At 58.3% G+C, this 21,929-nt stretch carries 21 protein-coding genes and 3 pseudogenes; 8 read left to right on the top strand and 16 right to left on the bottom strand.

Annotated features, from left to right (window positions below):
* Window positions 1-124: 124 nt before the first annotated feature.
* Window positions 125-322: a YbdD/YjiX family protein gene (locus ACYZT0_RS00215; RefSeq protein ID WP_458287054.1), complete on the bottom strand. Its 198-nt coding sequence runs from the start codon at window positions 320-322 to the stop codon at window positions 125-127.
* A gap of 13 nt (window positions 323-335) precedes the next feature.
* The gene (locus tag ACYZT0_RS00210) at window positions 336-2,402 is read right to left on the bottom strand and encodes a carbon starvation CstA family protein (RefSeq protein WP_462044149.1); all 2,067 of its coding nucleotides are present in this window, start codon (window positions 2,400-2,402) and stop codon (window positions 336-338) included.
* A 161-nt stretch (window positions 2,403-2,563) separates the two neighbouring features.
* On the opposite strand from ACYZT0_RS00210, the gene ACYZT0_RS00205 reads away from it, so the two are divergent.
* Complete coding sequence (locus ACYZT0_RS00205) at window positions 2,564-2,932, top strand: PilZ domain-containing protein (protein ID WP_461974522.1); 369 nt, start codon at window positions 2,564-2,566, stop codon at window positions 2,930-2,932.
* A 71-nt stretch (window positions 2,933-3,003) separates the two neighbouring features.
* Here ACYZT0_RS00205 and radA read toward each other — a convergent pair whose 3' ends face one another.
* Window positions 3,004-4,371, bottom strand: coding sequence for a DNA repair protein RadA (gene radA, locus ACYZT0_RS00200; protein WP_462044148.1), 1,368 nt, complete (start codon window positions 4,369-4,371; stop codon window positions 3,004-3,006).
* A gap of 672 nt (window positions 4,372-5,043) precedes the next feature.
* On the opposite strand from radA, the gene mscL reads away from it, so the two are divergent.
* Complete coding sequence (gene mscL, locus ACYZT0_RS00195) at window positions 5,044-5,457, top strand: large-conductance mechanosensitive channel protein MscL (protein ID WP_462044147.1); 414 nt, start codon at window positions 5,044-5,046, stop codon at window positions 5,455-5,457.
* A gap of 42 nt (window positions 5,458-5,499) precedes the next feature.
* Here the strand turns inward: mscL and ACYZT0_RS00190 are convergent, their stop codons facing one another.
* Window positions 5,500-6,276, bottom strand: a complete 777-nt coding sequence (locus ACYZT0_RS00190; protein ID WP_462044146.1) for a ferredoxin--NADP reductase — start codon at window positions 6,274-6,276, stop codon at window positions 5,500-5,502.
* 349 nt (window positions 6,277-6,625) lie between these two features.
* On the opposite strand from ACYZT0_RS00190, the gene ACYZT0_RS00185 reads away from it, so the two are divergent.
* Together ACYZT0_RS00185 and ACYZT0_RS00180 are read left to right on the top strand one after the other, a co-directional pair.
* Complete coding sequence (locus tag ACYZT0_RS00185) at window positions 6,626-7,357, top strand: LuxR family transcriptional regulator (RefSeq protein ID WP_462044145.1); 732 nt, start codon at window positions 6,626-6,628, stop codon at window positions 7,355-7,357.
* A gap of 176 nt (window positions 7,358-7,533) precedes the next feature.
* A complete protein-coding gene (locus tag ACYZT0_RS00180; protein WP_462044144.1) occupies window positions 7,534-8,658 on the top strand; it encodes a methyltransferase in 1,125 nt (374 codons plus the stop codon).
* Between the two features lie 78 nt (window positions 8,659-8,736).
* Here the strand turns inward: ACYZT0_RS00180 and ACYZT0_RS00175 are convergent, their stop codons facing one another.
* Genes ACYZT0_RS00175 through ACYZT0_RS00165 form a run of 3 tightly spaced genes read right to left on the bottom strand, consistent with a single transcriptional unit; the run spans window position 8,737 to window position 11,412 of the window.
* Complete coding sequence (locus ACYZT0_RS00175) at window positions 8,737-8,904, bottom strand: DUF2474 domain-containing protein (protein ID WP_348125295.1); 168 nt, start codon at window positions 8,902-8,904, stop codon at window positions 8,737-8,739.
* A 57-nt stretch (window positions 8,905-8,961) separates the two neighbouring features.
* Entirely contained in the window at window positions 8,962-9,969 is a 1,008-nt protein-coding gene (cydB, locus tag ACYZT0_RS00170) for a cytochrome d ubiquinol oxidase subunit II (RefSeq protein WP_462044143.1), read from the bottom strand.
* A 3-nt stretch (window positions 9,970-9,972) separates the two neighbouring features.
* Entirely contained in the window at window positions 9,973-11,412 is a 1,440-nt protein-coding gene (locus tag ACYZT0_RS00165; RefSeq protein ID WP_462044142.1) for a cytochrome ubiquinol oxidase subunit I, read from the bottom strand.
* A 243-nt stretch (window positions 11,413-11,655) separates the two neighbouring features.
* Here ACYZT0_RS00165 and ACYZT0_RS00160 point away from each other — a divergent pair.
* Window positions 11,656-11,964, top strand: a pseudogene (locus ACYZT0_RS00160) (MFS transporter); the annotation flags it as partial.
* Here ACYZT0_RS00160 and ACYZT0_RS00155 read toward each other — a convergent pair.
* From ACYZT0_RS00155 to ACYZT0_RS00135, 5 genes are all read right to left on the bottom strand, one after another.
* On the bottom strand, window positions 11,961-14,162 hold the full coding sequence (locus ACYZT0_RS00155; RefSeq protein ID WP_462044141.1) for a xanthine dehydrogenase family protein molybdopterin-binding subunit: 2,202 nt from the start codon (window positions 14,160-14,162) through the stop codon (window positions 11,961-11,963). The pseudogene ACYZT0_RS00160 and the gene ACYZT0_RS00155 overlap by 4 nt on opposite strands.
* On the bottom strand, window positions 14,159-15,148 hold the full coding sequence (locus ACYZT0_RS00150; RefSeq protein WP_462044140.1) for an FAD binding domain-containing protein: 990 nt from the start codon (window positions 15,146-15,148) through the stop codon (window positions 14,159-14,161). Before ACYZT0_RS00150 ends, ACYZT0_RS00155 begins: the two co-directional genes overlap by 4 nt.
* Complete coding sequence (locus ACYZT0_RS00145) at window positions 15,145-15,678, bottom strand: (2Fe-2S)-binding protein (protein ID WP_462044139.1); 534 nt, start codon at window positions 15,676-15,678, stop codon at window positions 15,145-15,147. The genes ACYZT0_RS00150 and ACYZT0_RS00145 overlap by 4 nt, the downstream gene beginning before the upstream one ends.
* Before the next feature lie 111 nt (window positions 15,679-15,789).
* The gene (locus tag ACYZT0_RS00140; RefSeq protein ID WP_462044138.1) at window positions 15,790-16,341 is read right to left on the bottom strand and encodes a DJ-1 family glyoxalase III; all 552 of its coding nucleotides are present in this window, start codon (window positions 16,339-16,341) and stop codon (window positions 15,790-15,792) included.
* A 66-nt stretch (window positions 16,342-16,407) separates the two neighbouring features.
* On the bottom strand, window positions 16,408-16,863 hold the full coding sequence (locus tag ACYZT0_RS00135; protein ID WP_462046656.1) for a DUF4879 domain-containing protein: 456 nt from the start codon (window positions 16,861-16,863) through the stop codon (window positions 16,408-16,410).
* A 215-nt stretch (window positions 16,864-17,078) separates the two neighbouring features.
* Between ACYZT0_RS00135 and ACYZT0_RS00130 the strand changes: the two genes are divergently transcribed.
* A complete protein-coding gene (locus tag ACYZT0_RS00130) occupies window positions 17,079-18,374 on the top strand; it encodes an NCS2 family permease (RefSeq protein WP_462044137.1) in 1,296 nt (431 codons plus the stop codon).
* Window positions 18,371-19,450, top strand: a complete 1,080-nt coding sequence (trmA, locus tag ACYZT0_RS00125) for a tRNA (uridine(54)-C5)-methyltransferase TrmA (protein ID WP_462044136.1) — start codon at window positions 18,371-18,373, stop codon at window positions 19,448-19,450. The genes ACYZT0_RS00130 and trmA overlap by 4 nt, the downstream gene beginning before the upstream one ends.
* Before the next feature lie 54 nt (window positions 19,451-19,504).
* On the opposite strand, the gene ACYZT0_RS00120 is transcribed toward trmA, so the two are convergent.
* From ACYZT0_RS00120 to ACYZT0_RS00110, 3 genes and pseudogenes are all read right to left on the bottom strand, one after another.
* On the bottom strand, window positions 19,505-19,951 hold the full coding sequence (locus ACYZT0_RS00120; RefSeq protein WP_462044135.1) for a DUF2442 domain-containing protein: 447 nt from the start codon (window positions 19,949-19,951) through the stop codon (window positions 19,505-19,507).
* Window positions 19,948-20,376: pseudogene (locus ACYZT0_RS00115) on the bottom strand (DUF4160 domain-containing protein). The gene ACYZT0_RS00120 and the pseudogene ACYZT0_RS00115 overlap by 4 nt, the downstream one beginning before the upstream one ends.
* 203 nt (window positions 20,377-20,579) lie before the next feature.
* The gene (locus tag ACYZT0_RS00110) at window positions 20,580-20,786 is read right to left on the bottom strand and encodes a tautomerase family protein (RefSeq protein WP_271407487.1); all 207 of its coding nucleotides are present in this window, start codon (window positions 20,784-20,786) and stop codon (window positions 20,580-20,582) included.
* Window positions 20,787-20,900: 114 nt separating this feature from the next.
* Between ACYZT0_RS00110 and ACYZT0_RS00105 the strand changes: the two are divergent.
* Window positions 20,901-21,125, top strand: a pseudogene (locus ACYZT0_RS00105) (shikimate dehydrogenase); the annotation flags it as partial.
* A 51-nt stretch (window positions 21,126-21,176) separates the two neighbouring features.
* On the opposite strand, the gene ACYZT0_RS00100 reads toward ACYZT0_RS00105, so the two are convergent.
* The gene (locus ACYZT0_RS00100) at window positions 21,177-21,854 is read right to left on the bottom strand and encodes a TetR/AcrR family transcriptional regulator (RefSeq protein ID WP_462044134.1); all 678 of its coding nucleotides are present in this window, start codon (window positions 21,852-21,854) and stop codon (window positions 21,177-21,179) included.
* Between the last annotated feature and the right edge of the window lie 75 nt (window positions 21,855-21,929).

Raw genomic sequence — 21,929 nt, 5'->3', positions numbered from 1 at the left:
AGCGAGCTTGCTCGCGATGGCATCACCACGGTTTTAACGATAAACCGAGTTGCCTGCATCGCGAGCAAGCTCGCTCCCACAAAAAACCGCTCCACATCACATCTGATAACACGCCGTTAGAGGTTCAACAGCACTTCGGCCCACCCTTGCCACCGTAACGGGCTTCCTGGCGTTCCCGGAAGAACACCTCGTAGCTCATCACCGGTTTGTCCGGGTGTTTGGTTTGCATATGCTCGACGTAATTGTCGTAGTCGGGCATCCCGACCATCAGGCGCGCGGCCTGACCGAGGTATTTACCGAGGCGACTCAGGTCATTGAACATGGTGCAATCCTCATTACGCGTCCGGCAGAGCCTGGAATGGCGCTTCTTTATCCGTACGTTCTTTGGTGCCCCAAGCGGCGATACCGACCTTGAGTGCAAAGAACAGAATGCTGAAGACCACCAGCAAGAACAGCGCCGTCAATGTTGCGTTGGTGTACGCGTTGTAGATCACGTGCTGCATCTGGGTGATGTCCTTGGCCGGGGCGAGGATCTGACCGTTGGCCAGGGCATCGCTGTATTTTCTGGCCAAGGCCAGGAAACCGATCGCCGGATTGGCATCGAACAGCTTGATGAAACCGGCGGTGGTGGTGCAGATCAGCAGCCATACCGCTGGCAACATGGTGACCCAGACGTAGCGTTGGCGTTTCATTTTGATCAGTACGACGGTCGCCAACATCAGCGCGATACCGGCCAGCATCTGGTTGGAGATACCGAACAGCGGCCACAAGGTGTTGATGCCACCCAGCGGATCGATCACGCCCTGGTACAACAGGTAACCCCACATCGCCACACATCCTGCGGTTGCGATCAGGTTGGCGGTCCAGGATTCGGTGCGTTTCAGCGCCGGCACGAAGGAACCGAGCAAGTCCTGCAGCATGAAACGACCGGCACGGGTCCCGGCGTCGACGGCGGTCAGAATGAACAGCGCTTCGAACAGGATCGCGAAGTGGTACCAGAACGCCATGGTGTTTTCACCCGGCAGAACACTGTGCAGGATCTGCGCGATACCGACCGCCAGGGTCGGCGCACCGCCGGCTCGGGCCAGGACGGTGGTTTCCCCGATGTCCTTGGCCACCGCTTGCAGGGCTTCCGGGGTAATTGCAAAGCCCCAGCTACTGACGGTTTGTGCCACCGCCACCACGTCACCGCCGACGATCGCCGCCGGACTGTTCATGGCGAAATACACGCCAGGCTCGATCACCGACGCGGCAACCATTGCCATGATGGCCACGAAGGATTCCATCAGCATGCCGCCGTAACCGATGTAACGGGCATGGCCTTCGCTGGCCAGCAACTTCGGTGTGGTCCCGGAAGCAATCAGCGCATGGAAACCCGACACCGCGCCACAGGCGATGGTGATGAACAGGAACGGGAACAGCCCGCCCTTCCACACCGGTCCGGTGCCATCGATGAACTGGGTCAGCGCCGGCATTTTCAGGTCGGGCATGGTGATCAGGATGCCGATCGCCAAGGCCACGATGGTGCCGATTTTAAGGAAGGTCGACAGGTAGTCACGCGGCGCCAGGATCAGCCACACCGGCAGTACTGCAGCGACGAAACCGTAGCCGATCAGCATCCAGGTAATCTGAATCCCGGTGAAACTGAACGCCTTGGCCCAGACCGGATCAGCGGCAATCTGCCCGCCCAGCCAGATCGAACCCAGCAGCAGCAACACGCCGATCACGGAAATTTCGCCGATGCGGCCCGGGCGGATGTAGCGCATGTAGATGCCCATGAACATCGCGATCGGGATGGTCGCCATCACCGTGAAAATACCCCACGGGCTCTCGGCCAGGGCCTTGACCACAATCAGCGCCAGCACTGCGAGGATGATGATCATGATCAGGAAGCAGCCAAACAGCGCGATGGTCCCGGGGATGCGGCCCATTTCCTCACGAACCATGTCGCCCAGAGAGCGACCGTTGCGGCGGGTGGACATGAACAAGACCATGAAGTCCTGAACGGCACCGGCCAACACCACGCCGGCAATCAGCCAAAGCGTACCGGGCAAATAGCCCATCTGCGCCGCCAGGACCGGACCCACCAGCGGCCCCGCGCCAGCGATGGCGGCGAAGTGGTGACCGAAGAGGATGTGTTTGTTGGTCGGGACGTAGTCCAGACCGTCATTGTTGAGCACGGCGGGGGTGGCCCGTCGCGGGTCGAGCTGCATCACATTGTTAGCGATGAACAGACTGTAGTAACGATAGGCAACCAAATAAATGGCCACGGCAGCAACCACAATCCACAAGGCGTTGATCGCCTCGCCTCGGCGCAATGCCACGACACCAAGGGCGCACGCTCCCAGGATTGCCAGCAGCAGCCAGGGTAAGTGGCGTAGCAGGCTATTATTATTTTTCATTTTATGATTCCAGCCAGGGTGGACAAGAAAGACAGCCACCCCGAGTTTAGCTCTCCTGACGGCAAAGGCCATACCCCCGACATTGATCCAGACGCTTGTCTTGGCTGGCAGGCTTTGACAATACGGGTCTATAGTCAGCGAACCTTTTCGAGGATTGCGCCATGAGCGAGCACCCTGCCGATCGCCGCCGCTTCAAACGTATTGCGTTCGATGCCCGAACCGAGCTGAGCCAGGGGGAGTTCATCTGGCCGGTGAAGCTGATCGACCTGTCGCTCAAGGGACTGTTGATCGAGAAGCCCGAGCCTTGGCTGGGTAATCGGGAGTGGCATTTCCTGGTCGATATTCATCTCAATGAAGACGTCGAGATCAAGATGGATGTGATGTTGACCCACGATGACCATGGCCAGCTCGGATTTGTCTGCAAACACATCAGCCTGGAATCCATCGAACGCCTGCGGCGGTTGATTGAGTTCAACCTGGGGGATCCCGAGGAACTGGAGCGCGAACTGGGCGCCCTGATCGAAATCTGAATACCGGCGCCATGCCAAATAGATGTGGGAGCGAGCTCCGCTATCGCGAGCAAGCTCCGCTCCCACAGGACTTATTCGAACAACGCGTCCAACGCCTGTTCCAACCGGGTCACGGCAATAATCTGCAACCCCGGCGGTGCCTCTTTCGGTGCATTGCCCCTGGGCACGATGGCGCGTTTGAAGCCGTGTTTGGCGGCTTCTTTCAAGCGTTCCTGGCCGCTTGGTACCGGACGTACCTCGCCGGAAAGCCCGACTTCGCCGAACACCAGCAAATCATGGGGCAGTGGCCGGTTGCGCAAACTGGACATGACCGCCGCCATCAGCGCCAGGTCGGATGCCGTTTCCAGCACCTTCACCCCGCCAACCACGTTGAGAAACACGTCCTGATCATGGGTCGGAATGCCGCCGTGACGGTGCAGCACCGCCAGCAGCATCGCCAGACGATTCTGGTCCAGACCCAGCGTTACCCGACGCGGATTGGCGAGGTGGCTGTCATCCACCAACGCCTGGACTTCCACCAGCATCGGCCGCGTCCCCTCCCACGTCGCCATGACCACACTGCCCGGCACTTCTTCCTGAGCACGCGTGAGAAAAATCGCCGAAGGGTTAGAGACTTCTTTCAAGCCCTTGTCGGTCATACCAAACACGCCCAGTTCGTTGACAGCGCCAAATCGGTTTTTCACCGCCCGCAGTAAACGCAAACGCCCATCGGACTCGCCTTCGAAATACAGCACGGTATCAACCATGTGCTCCAGCACTCGCGGCCCGGCCAATGCGCCTTCTTTGGTCACGTGGCCGACCAGGAAAATCGCTGTGCCGCTCTGCTTGGCATAGCGCACCAGCAACGCCGCACTTTCCCGAACCTGGGACACGCCGCCCGGTGCCGATTGCAGCTGCTCGGTGAAGATCGTCTGGATCGAGTCGATCACCATCACCTTGGGTTTTTCCTGCCGGGCCGTGGCGATGATGGTTTCGATGCAGGTTTCGGTCATCACCCGCAGTTGATCCTGAGGCAAGCCGAGACGGCGGGCGCGCATAGCCACTTGCTGTTGGGACTCTTCGCCGGTGACGTACAGCGCCGGCATGACTTTGGCGAGATTGCACAAGGTTTGCAGCAGAATGGTCGATTTGCCGATGCCCGGATCACCGCCGATCAGCACCACCGAACCGTCTACCAGACCACCGCCCAGCACCCGATCGAGCTCGCTGGAGGCTGTGGAAAAACGCGGGATCTCTTCGACGCTGACTTCGGCCAGCGTCCTGATCTGTGCCTGCTGGCCTGTCCAGCCGGTGCGACCGCTGGGTGCTGCGGCGCCGCCACTCTCGACCATGGTTTCAGTCAGGGTATTCCAGGCCCCGCACTCACCGCACTGGCCAGCCCACTTGGGGAAGGTTGAGCCGCACTCGGTGCAGCCATACATGCGCTTGGCCTTGGCCATCTGAACTCCCGGCAAAAAAACGCGATGATAGCTCAGCTGGAGTGGAACAGCGCGGCGAAGTTACCCAGCGGATCTTCGGTAGTAACTTGTTCAGCCCTTGGATTACATTCTCCGTATGACTAACCATAAGACCCTGTACAACCTCCCGCCCCAACATATTCAATCAAATACTAGTCTCGCCCAATGAAACAAAAATCAAAACCTGTACAAATCCTTGCCATTTAAAACCTGAACGTACAATCCAACTATTAAGCCAACCTTATAATACGAACAACCAAGCTAATGGCAACAGAACGGCATTCTTGACATCGAACACAGGGAATTGTTTGAGGTGCGAGTCTTTATACCCTGCAAACCATTACATAAAACTTCATATACCGCACGTAGCCCTTGTATCAACTCAGTGATGCTACTGCACCTACTTTCTGTGGTTTATCCTGCGCCGCCCTCTACTCAGCAGAGGCGAGTGGACGACGGATACATTGTTCTGCGGACGCGCTGGAGGCCCCAGTCCAGAACGGATATCCCGAGCAAGTGATGGCATTTTCAAACTTTTTTTACCGTTGAGACGGTTGGCAGCAGGCAAGCTCTGTAAGCAGTTGTTTCGAGCAGGATGGATCTTGCTGATTTACACTGCGCTCACCAACCTCATCTGTAACAAGGAAATAACCTATGGGCGTGATAACTGAGTTCAAGGCCTTCGCGGTCAAAGGTAACGTGGTCGACATGGCCGTCGGCATCATCATCGGCGCCGCCTTCGGCAAGATCGTTTCATCGTTTGTCGGCGATGTGGTGATGCCGCCCATTGGCCTGCTGATCGGGGGGGTGGACTTCAGTGACCTGGCCATCACGCTCAAGGCAGCCGACGGCGATATCCCCGCGGTAATGGTGGCGTACGGTAAATTCATCCAGAGCATGATTGACTTCATCATCGTCGCCTTCGCGATCTTTATGGGCGTCAAAGCCATCAACCGTCTGAAACGCGCAGAGGCCGTCGCGCCAACGCTGCCGCCGGTTCCGACCAAAGAAGAGGAGCTGTTGGAAGAGATCCGCGATCTGCTCAAGGCCCAGAACAATCGGCCCTGAACGCTTTAGTGAAATAACGGCGCCCTCGAGGCGCCGTTATTTTTACCAGTAGTTTTCCACCGCCACTTGCCCGGGCCGTCGACTGAGGCTCAACTGCATGTGGCGCTGTTTGAGCAGTTTGCGAGTGTCATCGATCATCTGCGGATTGCCGCAGAGCATGACCCTCGAATGCTCGGCCGTCAGCGCCAAGCCTGCCGCCCGCTCCAGCTCGCCACTTTCGATCAGCGTCGTTATCCGGCCACTCAGGGCCCCAGGATGCTCCTCGCGAGTGACGGTAGTGATGAACCGCAGCTTGTGCGCAAACTCCGCTAAGTAGTCGCGCTGCGCCAACCCGCTGATAAGCTCCTGATAAGCCAACTCCCGGGCTTCGCGCACACTGTAGACCAAGATGATCCGCTCGAATTTCTCCCAGACCTCGAAGTCCTGCAGGATCGACAGAAACGGCGCCAGACCGGTGCCTGTGGATAACAGCCAGAGATCACGGCCGTCGACAAAGCGATCGAGCGTCAGATAGCCAAAGGCCTGGCGTTCGACCAGCAGCGTATCGCCGACGCCCAGCCGACTCAGCTCACTGGTGAACTCCCCATCCGGCACCACAATGGAAAAGAACTCGAGGAATTCGTCATAGGGCGACGACACCATGGAGTAGGCGCGCCATACGATACTGCCATCAGCTTTGGTCACGCCCAACCGGGCGAATTGCCCGGCACGAAAACGAAAACCCGGGTCCCTGGTGGTCCGCAGGGTGAACAAGCTGGGGGTCAACGGCTGGACGTCGAGCAAGGTCTGGCGAGTGAACTTTTGTGCACTGGCGGTCATGGGGTGCTCCATTCAACAGATAGCCACAGTGTCCCGCAAAGCGAGTGGCTTAAACACCGATGATTTGTAGTGGCTTTAGTCAAGTACGCTCATTTTTCAATATCTTCATATAAACGATTCAATACTAACCGCTCAGTTAACTCACAACATCAAAGCCAATTATTTTAGAAGCCCAACATTCCGCTATCTATGCCCGTGCTGCTAAACGTTAGAACCAAAAACTTGTTTAAAATACGTAAGCAACGCGAAAAATTCTCAACGCGCACTTAGGAATTATCCTACACTCGGTTCGTGCCGGACTTTGGATCCAATGCGCACCCCCCAAGCAACTTTACACTGGAGAAATAGGATGGAGAGGTGGAAGGAATCACAACTCAACCAGTTATCGTGTACAACGGAGATTGATATTGCCTACCGTCTTTCACTGGGCTTTGCGAAAAATATAGGCTTTAAATTTTTCGCCTTTTCAACAACATACCAAACAAAAACTGACCATTTTAGTACGGTCCAGCTCAACAACTACCCCACGGACTGGAACAGTGAATATGAACAAAAAAACTTCGGCGCGATAGATCCAGTGGTAGCTCATTGCAATCACTCCAGACTACCTGTCCTTTGGAGTGAAGACCTTTTTTCCAAGACCCCGTGGATATGGGACGCGCTTGAGCAACGAGGTTTGCAGCACGGTTGGTCACAATCGTTCCATGACGAGGAAAACGGTCATTGCAGCATTCTGAGCCTGGCGAGAAGCCATTGCCCGATAACGGCATTTGAGCTGTATGAAAATCTCGGTTTTTCAATGTTCATTGGGCACCATCTGCACACGTTAATCGCGCAGACACTGCCCAAGAAAGCTGTGAAGCCCTGCGCACCGCATTTGACCCCCCGCGAAATCGACGTATTGAAACTGGCGGCTGTGGGTAAGACTGCGTATGAGAGTGCCATAATCCTCAACCTCAGTGCACGCACGGTCAATTTCCATGTGCAAAGCGCGATTATGAAACTGGGGGTCATTAACAAGATTTCGGCAGTGCTCGCCGCCACCAAGGAAGGCTTCCTCAGCACCAGCGCGATACGTTGATCCAAAAAACCAGCAAGTAATCCAAAAGAAAAAAACGTACCATTTGCGGTCCTTCTTGAGTGATAACGTGTGAACCTTCACGACGCAGTACACTCGGACGGTCTCGCCCGCTACAACGCCCCTGAGCCGCGGGCCCCTCGTTGATGACCCCTGTTGATTACCCAGAGCCCTGCCTCATGCCCTTGCTCGAAACACCCTTCGCCCGACTCGACCTGATCCGCCAGCCCGACCAGCAGAACGAACCGCTGCAAGCGTTTGATGCCGCAGACGAATATCTGCTTACTCATCTGGCTGACCAACAGCCCTCGGCCGACACTCGGGTTTTGGTGCTCAACGACAGTTTTGGCGCATTGGCCGCCAGCCTGGTGGGCAAGGCTCAAGTGACCAGCAGCGGCGACTCGTTCCTGGCCTTTCAGGGACTGGAAAAGAATCTGATCCGTAACGGCCAGGCGTTTGATGCGGTGCCGAGCGTACCGGCCAGCGAAGCCTTTTCAGGCCCCTTTGACCGGGTACTGATCCGGGTCCCGAAAACCCTCGCCTTGCTGGAAGAGCAATTGATTCGCTTGCAGGGACAACTCGCGCCGGGTGCTCAGGTGATTGCTGCCGCGATGATCAAGCATTTACCCCGAGCCGCGGGCGATCTGCTGGAACGCTACATCGGCCCGGTGCAAGCCTCGTTGGCGGTGAAGAAGGCTCGACTACTGATCGCGACCGCTGAAGTCAATGCGCCCGTTGTGTCCCCCTACCCGACCCGTTATCAACTCGACACGCCAGAGATCGAACTGCTCAATCACGCCAATGTGTTCTGCCGCGAAGGGCTGGATATCGGGACGCGAGCGTTTTTGCCGCACCTGCCAATGAACCTCGGCTCGGCGCGGGTCGCCGACCTCGGTTGCGGTAACGGGGTTTTGGCCATCGCCAGTGCTTTGCAAAACCCTGAGGCCCATTACACGATGGTGGACGAATCGTTCATGGCCGTGCAATCGGCCGCCGAAAACTGGCGCGCAGCGCTGGGTGACCGGGAAGTGATTGTACGTGCCGACGATGGATTGGCGGGTCAGGAGCCTCAGTCCCTGGACGTGGTGCTGTGCAACCCACCGTTTCACCAACAACAAGTCGTCGGTGATTTCCTGGCCTGGCGCATGTTCCAGCAGGCCCGAGAGGCACTGGTGGTTGGCGGCGCGTTGTACATCGTCGGCAACCGTCATCTGGGTTATCACAGCAAGCTTGCGCGGTTGTTCCGCGGCGTCGAGCAAGTGGCGGCCACACCCAAGTTCGTGATCCTTAAAGCCCGCAAATGACGGGTAAAAAAAACCCTCCATCAGGAGGGTTGTAAATCCGTGCCGCAAGGCAACGGGATGGGATCAGGTGTCCAAAAATCAGTGGGTCGTCAGGCCCGCGGCATTCATGAACATGCGCATCAGGCTGGCCACGATGAACAGCGCCACAACGCTGCCGGTCCAGATCATCGCCAGCCAGCCGAGTCGCTGCCAGAGCGGCTTTTTCTCTGCTGCTTCGATGTCCTGCAAGGAATGTTTGCCCGCCATCATTGCAATCTCCTCTGAAAGGGCGCAGGTATCGGCACTGCGCCGCTGTCGCGTGTTCTAGTGGTAACCATCTTCGTGGGTGACCTTGCCGCGGAACACGTAGTAGCTCCAGAAGGTGTAACCCAGGATGAACGGGATGATGAACAACGTGCCCACCAGCATGAAGCCCTGACTTTGCGGCGGTGCGGCAGCGTCCCAGATCGAGATCGACGGCGGCACGATGTTTGGCCACAGGCTGATACCCAGACCACTGTAGCCGAGGAAGATCAGCACCAGGGTCAGCAGAAACGGCGTGTAATTTGCGTTGCGAGCGACGGCGCGGATCAGACCGTACATGGTCACCAGCACCAGAATCGGTACCGGCAAGAACCAGAACAGATTCGGCAATGTGAACCAGCGCGCCGCGATTTCTGCGTGGGTCAGCGGCGTCCAGATACTGACGATGCCGATCACGGCTAACACCACGAACGCCAATGGCCGCGCCAGGTTGTGCATTTGTTCCTGCAACTTGCCTTCGGTTTTCATGATCAGCCAGGTGCAGCCGAGCAGTGCATACGCCACCACCAACGCCACGCCGCAGAACAGCGTGAACGGCGTCAGCCAATCCAGTGAGCCACCGGCAAATTGACGGTTAACCACCGGCAACCCATCAATGAACGCACCCAACGCCACGCCCTGGAAGAAGGTGGCGGCGATTGAGCCCCCGATGAACGCCTTGTCCCAGAGATGGCGCTTGTCGTCCTTGGCCTTGAAGCGGAACTCGAAGGCCACGCCACGGAAGATCAGCCCGATCAGCATAAAAATCAGCGGCAGGTACAACGCCGAGAGCACCACCGAATACGCCAGCGGGAAGGCACCGAACAACGCTGCGCCACCCAGCACCAGCCAGGTTTCGTTGCCGTCCCAGACAGGGGCAACGGTGTTCATCATCACGTCACGGTCAGTCTTGCCCGGGATGAACGGGAAAAGAATCCCGATCCCCAGGTCGAAACCGTCCATGACCACATACATCATGATGCCGAAGATGATGATCACGGCCCAGATCAGCGGAAGATCAATACCCATGATTCAAATCTCCTTGGTCAGGCTGGGGCTGTGATCACCGTCACCGTTGTCATCGGCGGCGGACAGCGGACGGGCCGGTGTGCGTTTCTTGCCTGGACCGCCCTCGGGCGTTTCCTTGCCTTCGTCTATCTTCGGCCCTTTGCGCACCAGGCGCATCATGTAGCCCAGACCGGTGCCGAACAGCGCGAAATACACCACCACGAACAGAATCAGCGTGATGCTCATCTGCATGAAGCTGTGATTGGACGACGCATCCGCCGTGCGCATCAAACCGTAAACTACCCACGGCTGACGGCCGATTTCAGTGGTGAACCAACCGGCAAGTATCGCGATCAGGCCGGAAGGCCCCATCCACAATGCCAGGTACAGGAACGGTCGCGAGGTGTACAGCTTGTCGCTTTTGCGCAGCCACAGGCTCCACAAACCGGTGAAAATCATCAGCAAACCCAGGCCGACCATGACTCGGAACGACCAGAACACAATGGTCGAATTCGGCCGGTCTTCAGGCGGAAAGTCCTTGAGCGCCGGTACCTGTTTGTCCAGAGAATGCGTGAGGATCAGGCTGCCCAGATACGGAATCTCTACCGCGAATTTGGTCTTCTCGGCTTTCATGTCCGGCCAGCCGAACAGGATCAGCGGAGTCGGTTCATCACCGACGTTTTCCCAGTGGCCTTCAATCGCGGCGATTTTCGCAGGCTGATGCTCAAGCGTATTCACCCCGTGGAAGTCGCCGATGACGGCCTGAATCGGCGCCACGATCAACGCCATCCACATCGCCATCGAGAGCATAGTGCGGATCGCCGGGTTGTCCTTGCCGCGCAGCAAATGCCAGGCCGCCGAGGAACCGACGAAGAAGGCGGTCGCGACGAACGCCGCCGTCGACATGTGCAACAGACGGTAGGGAAACGACGGGTTGAAGATCACCGCCAGCCAGTCCACCGGAATGACCTGGCCATTGACGATTTCGTAACCCTGCGGGGTCTGCATCCAGCTGTTGGAGGCAAGAATCCAGAAGGTCGAGATCAGGGTGCCGATGGCCACCATCACCGTGGCGAAGAAGTGCAGATTGCGCCCGACCTTGTTCCAGCCGAACAGCATGACGCCGAGGAAACCGGCTTCGAGGAAGAAAGCAGTCAGTACTTCATACGTCAGCAACGGCCCGGTCACGGAGCCGGCGAAGTCCGAGAAGCGGCTCCAGTTGGTGCCGAACTGATAGGCCATGACGAGCCCGGAGACCACGCCCATGCCGAAGTTGACGGCAAAAATCTTCGACCAGAAGTGGTACAGATCGCGGTACGTGTCGTTATGGGTTTTCAGCCACAGGCCTTCGAGCACCGCCAGGTAACTCGCCAGGCCAATGGTGATGGCGGGAAATAGAATGTGAAACGAAATGGTGAACGCGAACTGCATCCGGGCGAGATCAAGTGCCTCCAAACCGAACATAAGTCTTCCTCTGTCAGGTAATACCGGCTGAAGGCTTGTGGCCTACACCCACTGCCCCCACGGATATGGAGTGTGGCGAATTTGAATTCGTTCTTTTTTTACAAACATCACAACGTAGGGAGTCTGGCCAACTGGCCTGCGGATCATTTCCACGATCGGACTTGATCTGGATCAAGCAACGTTAAAAGAGTAGTCCCATTTTTGATGATGGACGGTGTGGTCTTTTGCCGCGTGACAGGTTGCCTCACTGTGTTGGTGGTATTAGGCGCGGCGGACATGATCAGCAGGGTGATCCGCGCTTCGTTCGTGCAACTGGAAACCCCGGACGAAATGCGCGGCCGGGTCAGTGCCGTGAACGGTTTGTTCATTGGCGCTTCGAATCAGTTAGGCGAGTTCGAATCCGGCTTGACCGCCCATTGGTTCGGCACGGTGCCGGCAGTGGTCATGGGCGGTATTGGCACATTGGTGGTGACTGGGGCATGGATCAAACTGTTCCCGACCCTGGCCAACCGCGACCGCATGCATATACCGGTGGAAGAAGCCCGGGTCTAAAGCAGTTTGTCCAGGGTGATGGGGAAGTCCCGCACCCGCTTTCCGGTGGCGTGATAAATGGCATTGGCCACCGCCGCCGCAACCCCGACGATACCGATTTCGCCCACGCCCTTGGAACCCAGGGCGTTGACGATCTCATCATGTTCTTCGACAAACAGCACATCAATGTCGCCGATGTCGGCGTTTACTGGTATGTGATACTCGGCCAGGCTGTGGTTCATATGACGGCCCAGCGCATGGTCAGTTTGCGTCTCTTCGTGTAACGCCATGCCGATGCCCCAGACCACACCGCCGAGGATCTGGCTACGCGCCATTTTCGGATTGACCACTCGCCCCGCGGCGATGGCGCTGACCACCCGACGGACCTTCACCGTCCCCAAATCCTCGTCCACTAATACCTCGACGAACACCGCCGAATGAGTCGCGGTGGCGTAGGCTTCGCGTTTTTTGTCGGGCTCGGCGTCCACCTGAACATCGAGCGTTTCTTCGTTGCTGTCTCGGGCCAGGTCAGCCAGCGATACCCGCGCTTCGCCGAAGGACAACTGGCCGTCTCCGAAAACCGCCTGCTCCGAGGTCACGCCACTGAATGCCGGGTGCGTCTGCCGCGCTACGGCGAGCAACTTTTCCTTTAATGCCTCGCAGGCCTGCTGGACTGCGGTGCCTACCGACGAAACAGTGAACGAACCGCCCTGTAACGGCGCGGTCGGTAATGAAGAATCCCCGAGGACAAAGGTGACATCCTTCAGCGAAACGCCCGACGCTTGGGCGGCGATTTGCGTCATCACCGTGTAGGTTCCGGTGCCGATGTCTGTCGTCGCGCTGCTGACCGTCAGTTTGCCGTTTTGATCGAGACTGGCCTTGGCGCTGGCTTTCTGCTGCATCGCCTCCCAGACACCGCCGGCCATGCCCCAGCCGACCAACTGCCGACCATGACGCATGCTGCGAGGTTCTGCATTGCGTTTTTCCCAGCCGAAGCGTTTGGCGCCTTGGGCATAACACTCGCGCAGCGCCTTGCTGGAATACGGTTTGTCTTCGTTCTGATTGCGCTCCGCATAGTTGATCAAGCGCAGTTGCACCGGGTCGATCGCCAACGCACAGGCCAGTTCGTCCATCGCACATTCGAGGCCGATCAACCCTAGCGCTGCGCCGGGGGCACGCATGTCCAGTGGCGTGAAAACGTCCAACGGCAGCAGTTTGTAGGTCAGCTGTACGTTGTCGCAGTGATAGAGCATGCCGCTCCACTCGACGACATGCTCGGTGAAATCTTCGAAACGCGAGGTCTGGCCGATGGCGGCATGAGCGACCGCCAGCAAGCGGCCGCTGGCGGCCGCGCCCAATTGCAGACGCTGCAAGGTGCGTGGCCGGTAGCCGAACGTGAACATCTGCTGACGCGTCAGGGTCACCCGCACCGAGCGCTTGAGCGCCAGTGCCGCCATCACCGCCAGAGGCAATTGATACTGCGGGCGCAAGCCAGAGCCGAATGCGCCGCCGACATAAGCGGCAAAAATCCGGACGTGCTCTTTATCCAGACCGAAGACCTTTTGCACGTACGACTGACAGTTCTGCGTGCCTTGGGTCTTGTCGTGGATATGCAAGCTGCCATCGGCCTGATACAGCACCGTACTGGCGTGAGGTTCCATCGGGTTGTGGTGTTCGATCGGCGTGCTGTAGTTCAGATCCAGGCTGATGGCCGCGCCGGCAAATTCAGCCTGAAAATTCCCACGGGGTTTGGGGAGTTCGGCGGGTGCCGGACGGGCTTCGCCTTGCAGGGTCAGCAAATCGGTCTGATGAGATTCGGCTTCGTATTCGATCACGACCAGCGAACCGGCATACCGCGCCAACTCAAGATTGTCGGCAACGATCAAGGCCAATGGCTGACCGTTGAACAGGACCCGGTCGTTGTACAACGGGCGAAACGGCGAGCCTTTGGCCGAGTCGGCGTCTTCATAGTCTTTGTCATAACTGGCGATTTTCGGCCGGCTCGTGTGATCGATCACCGCGACCACGCCAGGCAGCGCCAGGGCCTTGGACGCATCAATGCTGATCACCCGACCGCAGGCGATACGGCTGGAAACCACGCTACCGTGAAGCAGCCCTGCCTCGGGAAACTCTGCTGCATAACGAGCCTGGCCGGTCACTTTGAGCTGACCGTCGACACGATCCAGCGGCTGTCCCATGGGCTTGGTGTCAGTATTCATGACGCTTGCCCTCCCAGCGCGGCATCGCTCAACGCACGGATGATGGCCCGGCGCGCCAGTTTGACTTTAAAAGCGTTGTGTTCGAGAGGTTCGGCGTTTTGCAGCAGGGCATCGGCGGCGGCGCTGAAGGTTTCACGGCTGACCGCCTTACCGGCCAGCCAGCTCTCCACCGCTTTGTCGCGCCAGGGTTTGTGTGCGACGCCGCCGAGGACCAGCCGCGCCTCGCGAATGATCGGGCCGGTCATGTCGAGCGCCGCCGCTACCGAAACCAATGCAAAGGCATAAGAAGCGCGATCACGGATCTTCAGGTAATGGCTGTTCTCGGCAAATCCCGTGGAGGGCAACTCGATGGCGGTGATCAGTTCGTCGTCGGCCAGTTGGTTGTCGCGCTCGGGAGCATCGCCAGGTAAACGGTGGAAATCGGCGAACTCGATGGCCCGCGCTCCACCTCGACCTTGCACATGGACCACGGCCTCCAGAGCAGCCAAGGCCACACACATGTCGGATGGATGCGTGGCGACGCACTGCGCACTGGCGCCGAAGATGGCGTGGATTCGGTTCAGACCGTCCCGCGCCGGACAACCGCTCCCAGGTTCGCGTTTGTTGCAAGGCACATTGGCGTCGTAGAAGTAGTAGCAACGAGTGCGCTGCAGCAAGTTGCCGCCAGTGCTGGCCATATTGCGCAGTTGCGGCGACGCGCCGGCCAGGATTGCCTGGGACAACAGCGGATAGCGCTGTTCGATCAGCGGATGCCAGGCCAGGTCCGCGTTGCTGACCAGAGCGCCAATCATCAGCCCACCCTTGGTTGTTTCAGTGACCTCACGCAACGGCAGACCGGTGATGTCGATCAAGTGCTCGGGGCGGGTGACATTTTCCTTCATCAAATCCAGCAGATTCGTACCGCCGGCAATGAACCGCGACGCCGGGCCGGCGAGATGAACCGCATCCTGCACCGAATCGGGCTTGCTGTAATGGAAAGGGTTCATTGGCCACCTCCTTGCCCGGCACGTTGACGGCAGGCAGGAAGAGCCTCTTCGATGGCATCGCGGATATTGCTGTAGGCACCGCAGCGGCAAAGGTTGCCGCTCATCAACTCCTGAATCTGCTCGGTGGTTTGCGCGCGACCTTCATTGACCAGCCCGATCGCCGAGCAGATCTGACCGGGCGTGCAATACCCGCATTGAAAGGCATCGTGCTTGATAAAGGCCTGCTGCATCGGGTGCAGCTCGTCACCATTGGCCAAGCCTTCGATCGTGGTCAATTGAGCACCGTCACACATCACCGCCAGCGTCAGGCAGGCATTCACTCGTTTGCCGTTGAGCAATACCGTGCAGGCGCCACACTGACCGTGATCGCAACCTTTTTTTGTACCGATCAGGTCCAGCTGCTCTCGCAGCAGGTCCAGCAACGTGGTCCAGGGCAACACCTCAAGCTGACACTCCTGACCGTTGAGGTTCAGGCCTAGCGGATGGCGGACGAATGACGGCTGCGCAGCATCGGGAGTCGTAGCGCTCATAAAAACCTCACGGTTGATCGTACGTTCGCGGCGTTTTGGCAAACCGCCGTCATAAGGGGTACGACTTCGGGGTGTAGTGAGCGTTCAAGGGAATTGATTTGTGGTGCGGCGCTACACCAACAACTCCCCCGCCACCGCCGCTCGCGTGGCCTTACCGCAGAGTTGTTCCACCAGCGTCAGGGCGAACTGCAACACCGCCCCCGAACCCTGCGCGGTGATGCAGTTGCCATCGACCACCACCGGTTGATCGACGAAGTTGCACCCCAACAGTTGATGGCTGGCCGATGGCAGGCAGGTCATACGCCGCTGACGCAGTACGCCAAAGGCTTGCAACGCCAGCGCCGGGGCCTCGGCGATGCCGGCGAACAGACGCCCTGCCGCGGCCTGATCCTTGAGCAATTGTTGCAGGGGTTGATGGGCCGCAAGATGTTGCGCCCCCACGGCACCGCCGGGCAGCACAATCAGGTCGAACGGCTGGGCCAGCACGTCCACCAGCATCGCATCGGACGTCACTCGGGTGCCGCGCGCGCAGGTGAGCATGCGCCGCTGCTCGATGCTGGCCACCACCAGTTCAACCTTGGCGCGGCGCAACACATCAATCAGGGTCACTGATTGCAGGTCATCGATGCCCTCGGCGAGGGTAATCAGAGCTCTAAAGGTCATGGGCGCAGTCCACAGGATGATCTTTAAAGCGTAGTCAGCTTTCCTGCCCCTTGTTCGAACCCGCCGTTACTTGATGTAAAGCTGCGTCGACAGCGTATTACCCGGCGCGTTGATCGACGTGTTGCTGAAGGTAAATGTGCCTTCCTGCTTGCCGGCCAGATCAAAGACATACAAATAGCCGACGGTTTTTCTCCCGACGGTGCACTCAGTCAGGTTGCCATTATCAAAAGCACAGACCGGGGTGCGGGTGCCGTTCACCTCAAAACCATCCAGCCCGACATGTGCCCCGCGGCCGTAGCCGACTTCCAGCACGTAGATCCTGATGTTCGGTCCGCTGTGATCGCAGCGTGTTTTCTCCTGCCCCGGCGCGATGTCTTCAAAACCGCAGACCGGCGACTCGACCTTGAGTACGTTCACCTGACTCAACGGCGCCGCCGATGCAGCCGAGGCGGTATGTGCCCCCAGGAACAAGGCGATCGACACTCCGAATACGGCAATCAGACGTTTATTCATGCAATACATAAGTACCCCCAAAACCAGCGCGCAGTATGGCGCAGTTGGCTTTAGCGCAAAACATCGACGACGATCGCAGCCATAAGCAGCCATAGCCCCACGCTGCTGGTATGATGCGCGGCTTTTTCCGACCCACAGAAAATTACCAGGGCGCCATTAGCGGTCTGTGCTTTGCTGTTGAGGTCGATACATTCACGGCGCCGGGCGCGCCACGGGGAGCAGACATGCTGGAAAGGCTGTTTCAACTCAAGGCACACAACACCAACGTGCGGACCGAGATTCTGGCGGGCGTCACGACCTTTTTGGCCATGGCCTACATTCTGTTCGTCAACCCGAGCATCCTCGGCGAGACCGGTATGGACAAGGGCGCGGTGTTCGTCGCCACGTGCCTGGCAGCCGCCATCGGCTCCACGGTGATGGGCCTGATCGCCAACTACCCGATCGCCCTCGCGCCGGGCATGGGCCTGAACGCCTTCTTTACCTACACCGTGGTCCTGCACATGGGCCATACCTGGCAAGTGGCGCTGGGGGCGGTGTTCATCTCGGCGGTGCTGTTTTTCCTGCTGTCGATCTTCCGCATCCGCGAATGGATCATCAACAGCATCCCGTTGCCGCTGCGTTCGGCGATTGCCGCCGGTATCGGCCTGTTCCTGGCCCTGATCGCCCTGCATAACGCGGGCATCGTGGTGAGCAACCCGGCAACCATGGTCGGCCTCGGCGATTTGAAACAGCCGGCCCCGATCCTCGCGACCCTCGGCTTTGCCCTGATCGTGGCACTTGAAGCGCTTAAAGTGCGCGGTGCGGTACTGATCGGCATTCTGGCGGTGACCATCGTTTCGATCGTGATGGGCTTCACCCCGTTTGGCGGCGTGATGTCGATGCCGCCGTCCCTGGCCCCGACGTTCCTGCAACTGGACATCAAGGGCGCCCTGGACATCGGGCTGGTCAGCGTGATCTTCGCCTTCCTGTTCGTCGACCTGTTCGACAACTCCGGCACCCTGATCGGCGTCGCCAAGCGCGCCGGCCTGATGGGCAAGGACGGTCATATGCCGAAAATGGGGCGCGCCCTGATCGCAGACAGTACCGCAGCCATGGCCGGTTCGCTGCTGGGCACTTCGACCACCACCAGCTACATCGAATCCGCAGCCGGCGTGAGTGCCGGTGGCCGCACCGGCCTGACCGCCGTTGTCGTGGCGATTCTGTTCCTGTTGGCGCTGTTTTTCTCGCCATTGGCGGCCAGCATTCCAGCCTTTGCTACCGCGCCTGCACTGCTGTTCGTCGCGGTATTGATGACATCCGGCCTGGCCGAAATAGACTGGGACGATATCACCGTCGCCGCACCGGTGGTGGTCACCGCCCTGGCCATGCCGTTCACTTACTCCATCGCCAACGGCATCGCCTTCGGTTTCATCTCCTGGACCGCGATCAAGTTGCTGTCCGGCCGCGCCCGTGAGCTCAACTCGGCGCTGGTGATTCTGTCGATTCTATTCGTGATCAAGTTGGGTTGGTTCAACGCATGACTTTTGATTCCCAGGCTTACGCCGTTCAGCTCGAAGAAAAGGTCACGCGCCTGCGTGACCTGCTGGCCCCGTTCGGTGCGCCAGAACCTGCAGTGTTCGACTCGCCGCTGCAAAATTTCCGCCTGCGCGCCGAATTCCGCTTGTGGCGCGAAGCCGGCGAGCGTCACTACGCGATGTTTTCCCAGGAAGATAAACGCACACCGATCCTGATCGAAGCGTTCCCGATCGCAAGCCTGCGTATCAATCAGTTGATGCCGCAGCTGAAGGCGGCGTGGCAAGCGAGTGCGGCCTTGAGCCACAAGCTGTTTCAGGTGGAGTTCCTGACCACGCTGGCCGGCGATGCGATGATCACGCTGTGCTATCACCGCCCGTTGGATGAGCACTGGCACGCGGCGGCCTCGACACTGGCCGCCGACCTGAACGTCAGCATCATCGGCCGTTCCAAGGGCAAACGCGAAGTGATTGGTCACGATTACGTGGTCGAGCAGATGGAAGTCGGTGGCCGCACCTTCAGCTACCGCCAGCCGGAAGGCGCGTTCACCCAGCCCAACGGCACCGTGAACCAGAAGATGCTCAACTGGGCTTACGACTCACTCGGTGATCGCTCCGACGATTTGCTGGAGCTGTATTGCGGCAACGGCAACTTCACCCTCCCGCTCGCGACACGCGTGCGCAAAGTGCTGGCCACCGAAATCAGCAAGGCGTCGGTCAACGCAGCGTTGAGCAATCTCAGCGAAAACGCTGTGGATAACGTCACGTTGGTGCGTTTGTCCGCCGAGGAGCTGACCGAAGCCCTGAACGAAGTTCGTCCGTTCCGTCGTCTGCACGGCATCGATCTGAAGAGCTACGAATTCGGTAGTGTCTTCGTCGATCCGCCTCGCGCCGGTATGGACCCGGACACCTGCGAGCTGACCCGCCGCTTCGACAACATCCTCTATATTTCCTGCAACCCGCAAACCCTGGCAGCCAACATCGCCCAACTGCACGACACCCACCGCATCACCCGATGCGCGATGTTCGACCAGTTCCCGTGGACCCATCACATGGAATCCGGGGTGTTGTTGACTCGGCGTTAATTGCCGGTGCTGGAAACAAGAAAGCCGTCTTAATGACGGCTTTTTTGTGGGTGTTCAAAGGGCGATATCAACTTTGCGCGGACGCCCTCCCTTCCGGCCGTTGGCCCGCGCGGCCGCAGATTTGGCAGCGCTGCTCTGGCGACCATTGCGCGAGGCGATCACTGACGCAGCCATGTCCATCAGCGGCTTACTCGCCGAAATCATTCCGGCGATTGAAATGTGCAAATCCTTATCGTCATGGCAGAGGGCGGACCCCGCATGACCGATTTTCAGATTGGCGTAATCCTTGGTCTCGAAACCATCGAATTCGGGATAGTTTTTCACTGGCAGCAATACACCGCTGCCATCCTGGAAGCTGACCGCCAGACACGGTTGCAAAAAACTCACGGCCGTCGCATTGAGACCACTGTTGCGGCGCTGTTCACCCTGCTCGATCGCCTCGTCCAGTACTCTTTCGGTCACCGGCCAATCCACTTGTATTTTTGCCTTAATCGATTTCATAGTTCGATCTCCACGCCCTCCGGTGCCCCCATCAGGGTCAGCAGGGTCTTGTTGCCTTCTGGTTCGTAGTAAGCAGAACCGATTACGTAAGTCGTGCTGGCGATCCTCTTCAAAACCACCACTTCGTTGGCCTGCCAGTCCCATAACTGATTATCGAGGCAGGCCGTTTTCAATTTGCACTACCAAATGCCACGGGCTCGTCGCAAATGCGTAGATTGCCTGAGTGTCTGACGCAAACCTTCCAGCACCGCCAGAGGTGGTCGACGCGAGAGCGGGACGACATCCCAGAGCTCAACGCCGCTGTGCCAGAAACTGAACTTGAAGCGCGCACTCCATGTACCTGCGTCTACATGGACGTGAGGCGGACAATGCTCGCCGCGCAACATGACCACCCTCCAAAACCCTTTGTAGCTGCATACTTTCATGCCAACCCATCCGTTAGGTTAATGAGTCCTGAGACTCGACATTCCTTGGAGATTCCGACCACTGGCGCCGATCGCTCGATTTCTAAGCCTAGCGTTCAAGATCGCTCCGGACCTGCCGGTTACAGCGGAAAAAAGTAAGTAATTCTTTCACCGCGCACACAAAAAAGCCGTCACGAAGACGGCTTTCCTGGCTAGCCACACAATCACCCAGGCTGATTTTTTCGATACTCGGTCGTGGTCATTCCGGCATAACCCCAATTATCCGTATCGACCTCCTCGATCACGATGTGGGTCAGGTCTGGACGCTTGCCGAGGACTCGCTGCAAGGTGTCGGTGATTTCGGCGATGACCTGGGCTTTCTGCTCCCGGGTCACGCCGTCACGGGTAATACGTACGCTGACGAAAGGCATGACGTTTCTCCTGTCCGGTGATTAAAAAAGATCGACCACTAGCCGGTGATGAAGTCGGCGCGGATCAAGTAAAGCACCGCTTCGGCGATTTCATCTACAGTGGCGAAATCCCTGAAGAAACTGCCGGGCATGCCAGTTCCGGTGGAGCTGCTTCGAGGTGAGTTGTGGGTACCGGAGATCGTTTACCTTCCACTTGAAACCGAACTGCTGCGCAATGCCCGCGCGTTGGGTTGCCGAACGCTGGATGGCGGCAACATGGCGGCGTTTCAGGCGGTGAAGGCGTTTGAATTGTTCAGCGGCGTGGTGCCGGATGCGCAGCGGATGTTGGAACATTTTTAGAGCATGAATGGCTGAACGGATGTGGCGAGGGGTTAATCCCCTCACCCCACATCAGGCCTGCAGGTACCGCAAAACCGACTCGCAGATCATCTCGCGATGACGCTGCTTGATGCTTTCGTCAGGCAAGTCGACCTGAAAAATCTCACCGAAAGTATGGCGGTTCGACACGCGATAGAAGCAGAACGAGCTGATCAGCAGGTGCACATCCAGCGGCTCAAGCCCCGCGCGAAACACGCCTTCCTCAACACCGCGGCATAAAATCTCGCCCAGTGAATCGAGAATGGTGTTGTTCATCGCCTTGATCGCCTCGGAACGCTTCACGTATTCAGCGTTGTGAATGTTCTCGATGCTGACAATCCGCACAAAGTCGACGTTGCGATCATGGTGGTCGAACGTGAATTCAACCAGCCGACGAATCGCTTCCACCGGCGCCAGTTCGGTCAGGTGCAGACGGTTTTCGGTGCTGCGGATATCGCCGTAGAGTTTCTCCAGCACCTCGACGTAGAGCTGTTCCTTACTGCCGAAGTAGTAATAGATCATGCGTTTTGAGGTGTGGATGCGCTCGGCGATCGCATCGACGCGTGCGCCGGAAAGCCCCTGCTGGACGAACTCGACAATGGCTTCTTGAAGGATGTTCTCGCGGGTCTTTTCCGGGTTGTTCTTGCGACTCTTGCGGGGCTCGGCCATGGGTTCGTCGGGCGCGGGGGAGAGTTCTGAAATTATTGTCATTGCGGGCTCACGGCCATCACTGCACAGCTGGCGATTATGGGCCGCGCCGCACAGTGAAGGAAGCCGCGTGGCGGC

This window comes from Pseudomonas sp. ZS1P83 (assembly GCF_054897825.1).
This window is presented reverse-complemented; position numbering and strand designations above follow the sequence as displayed.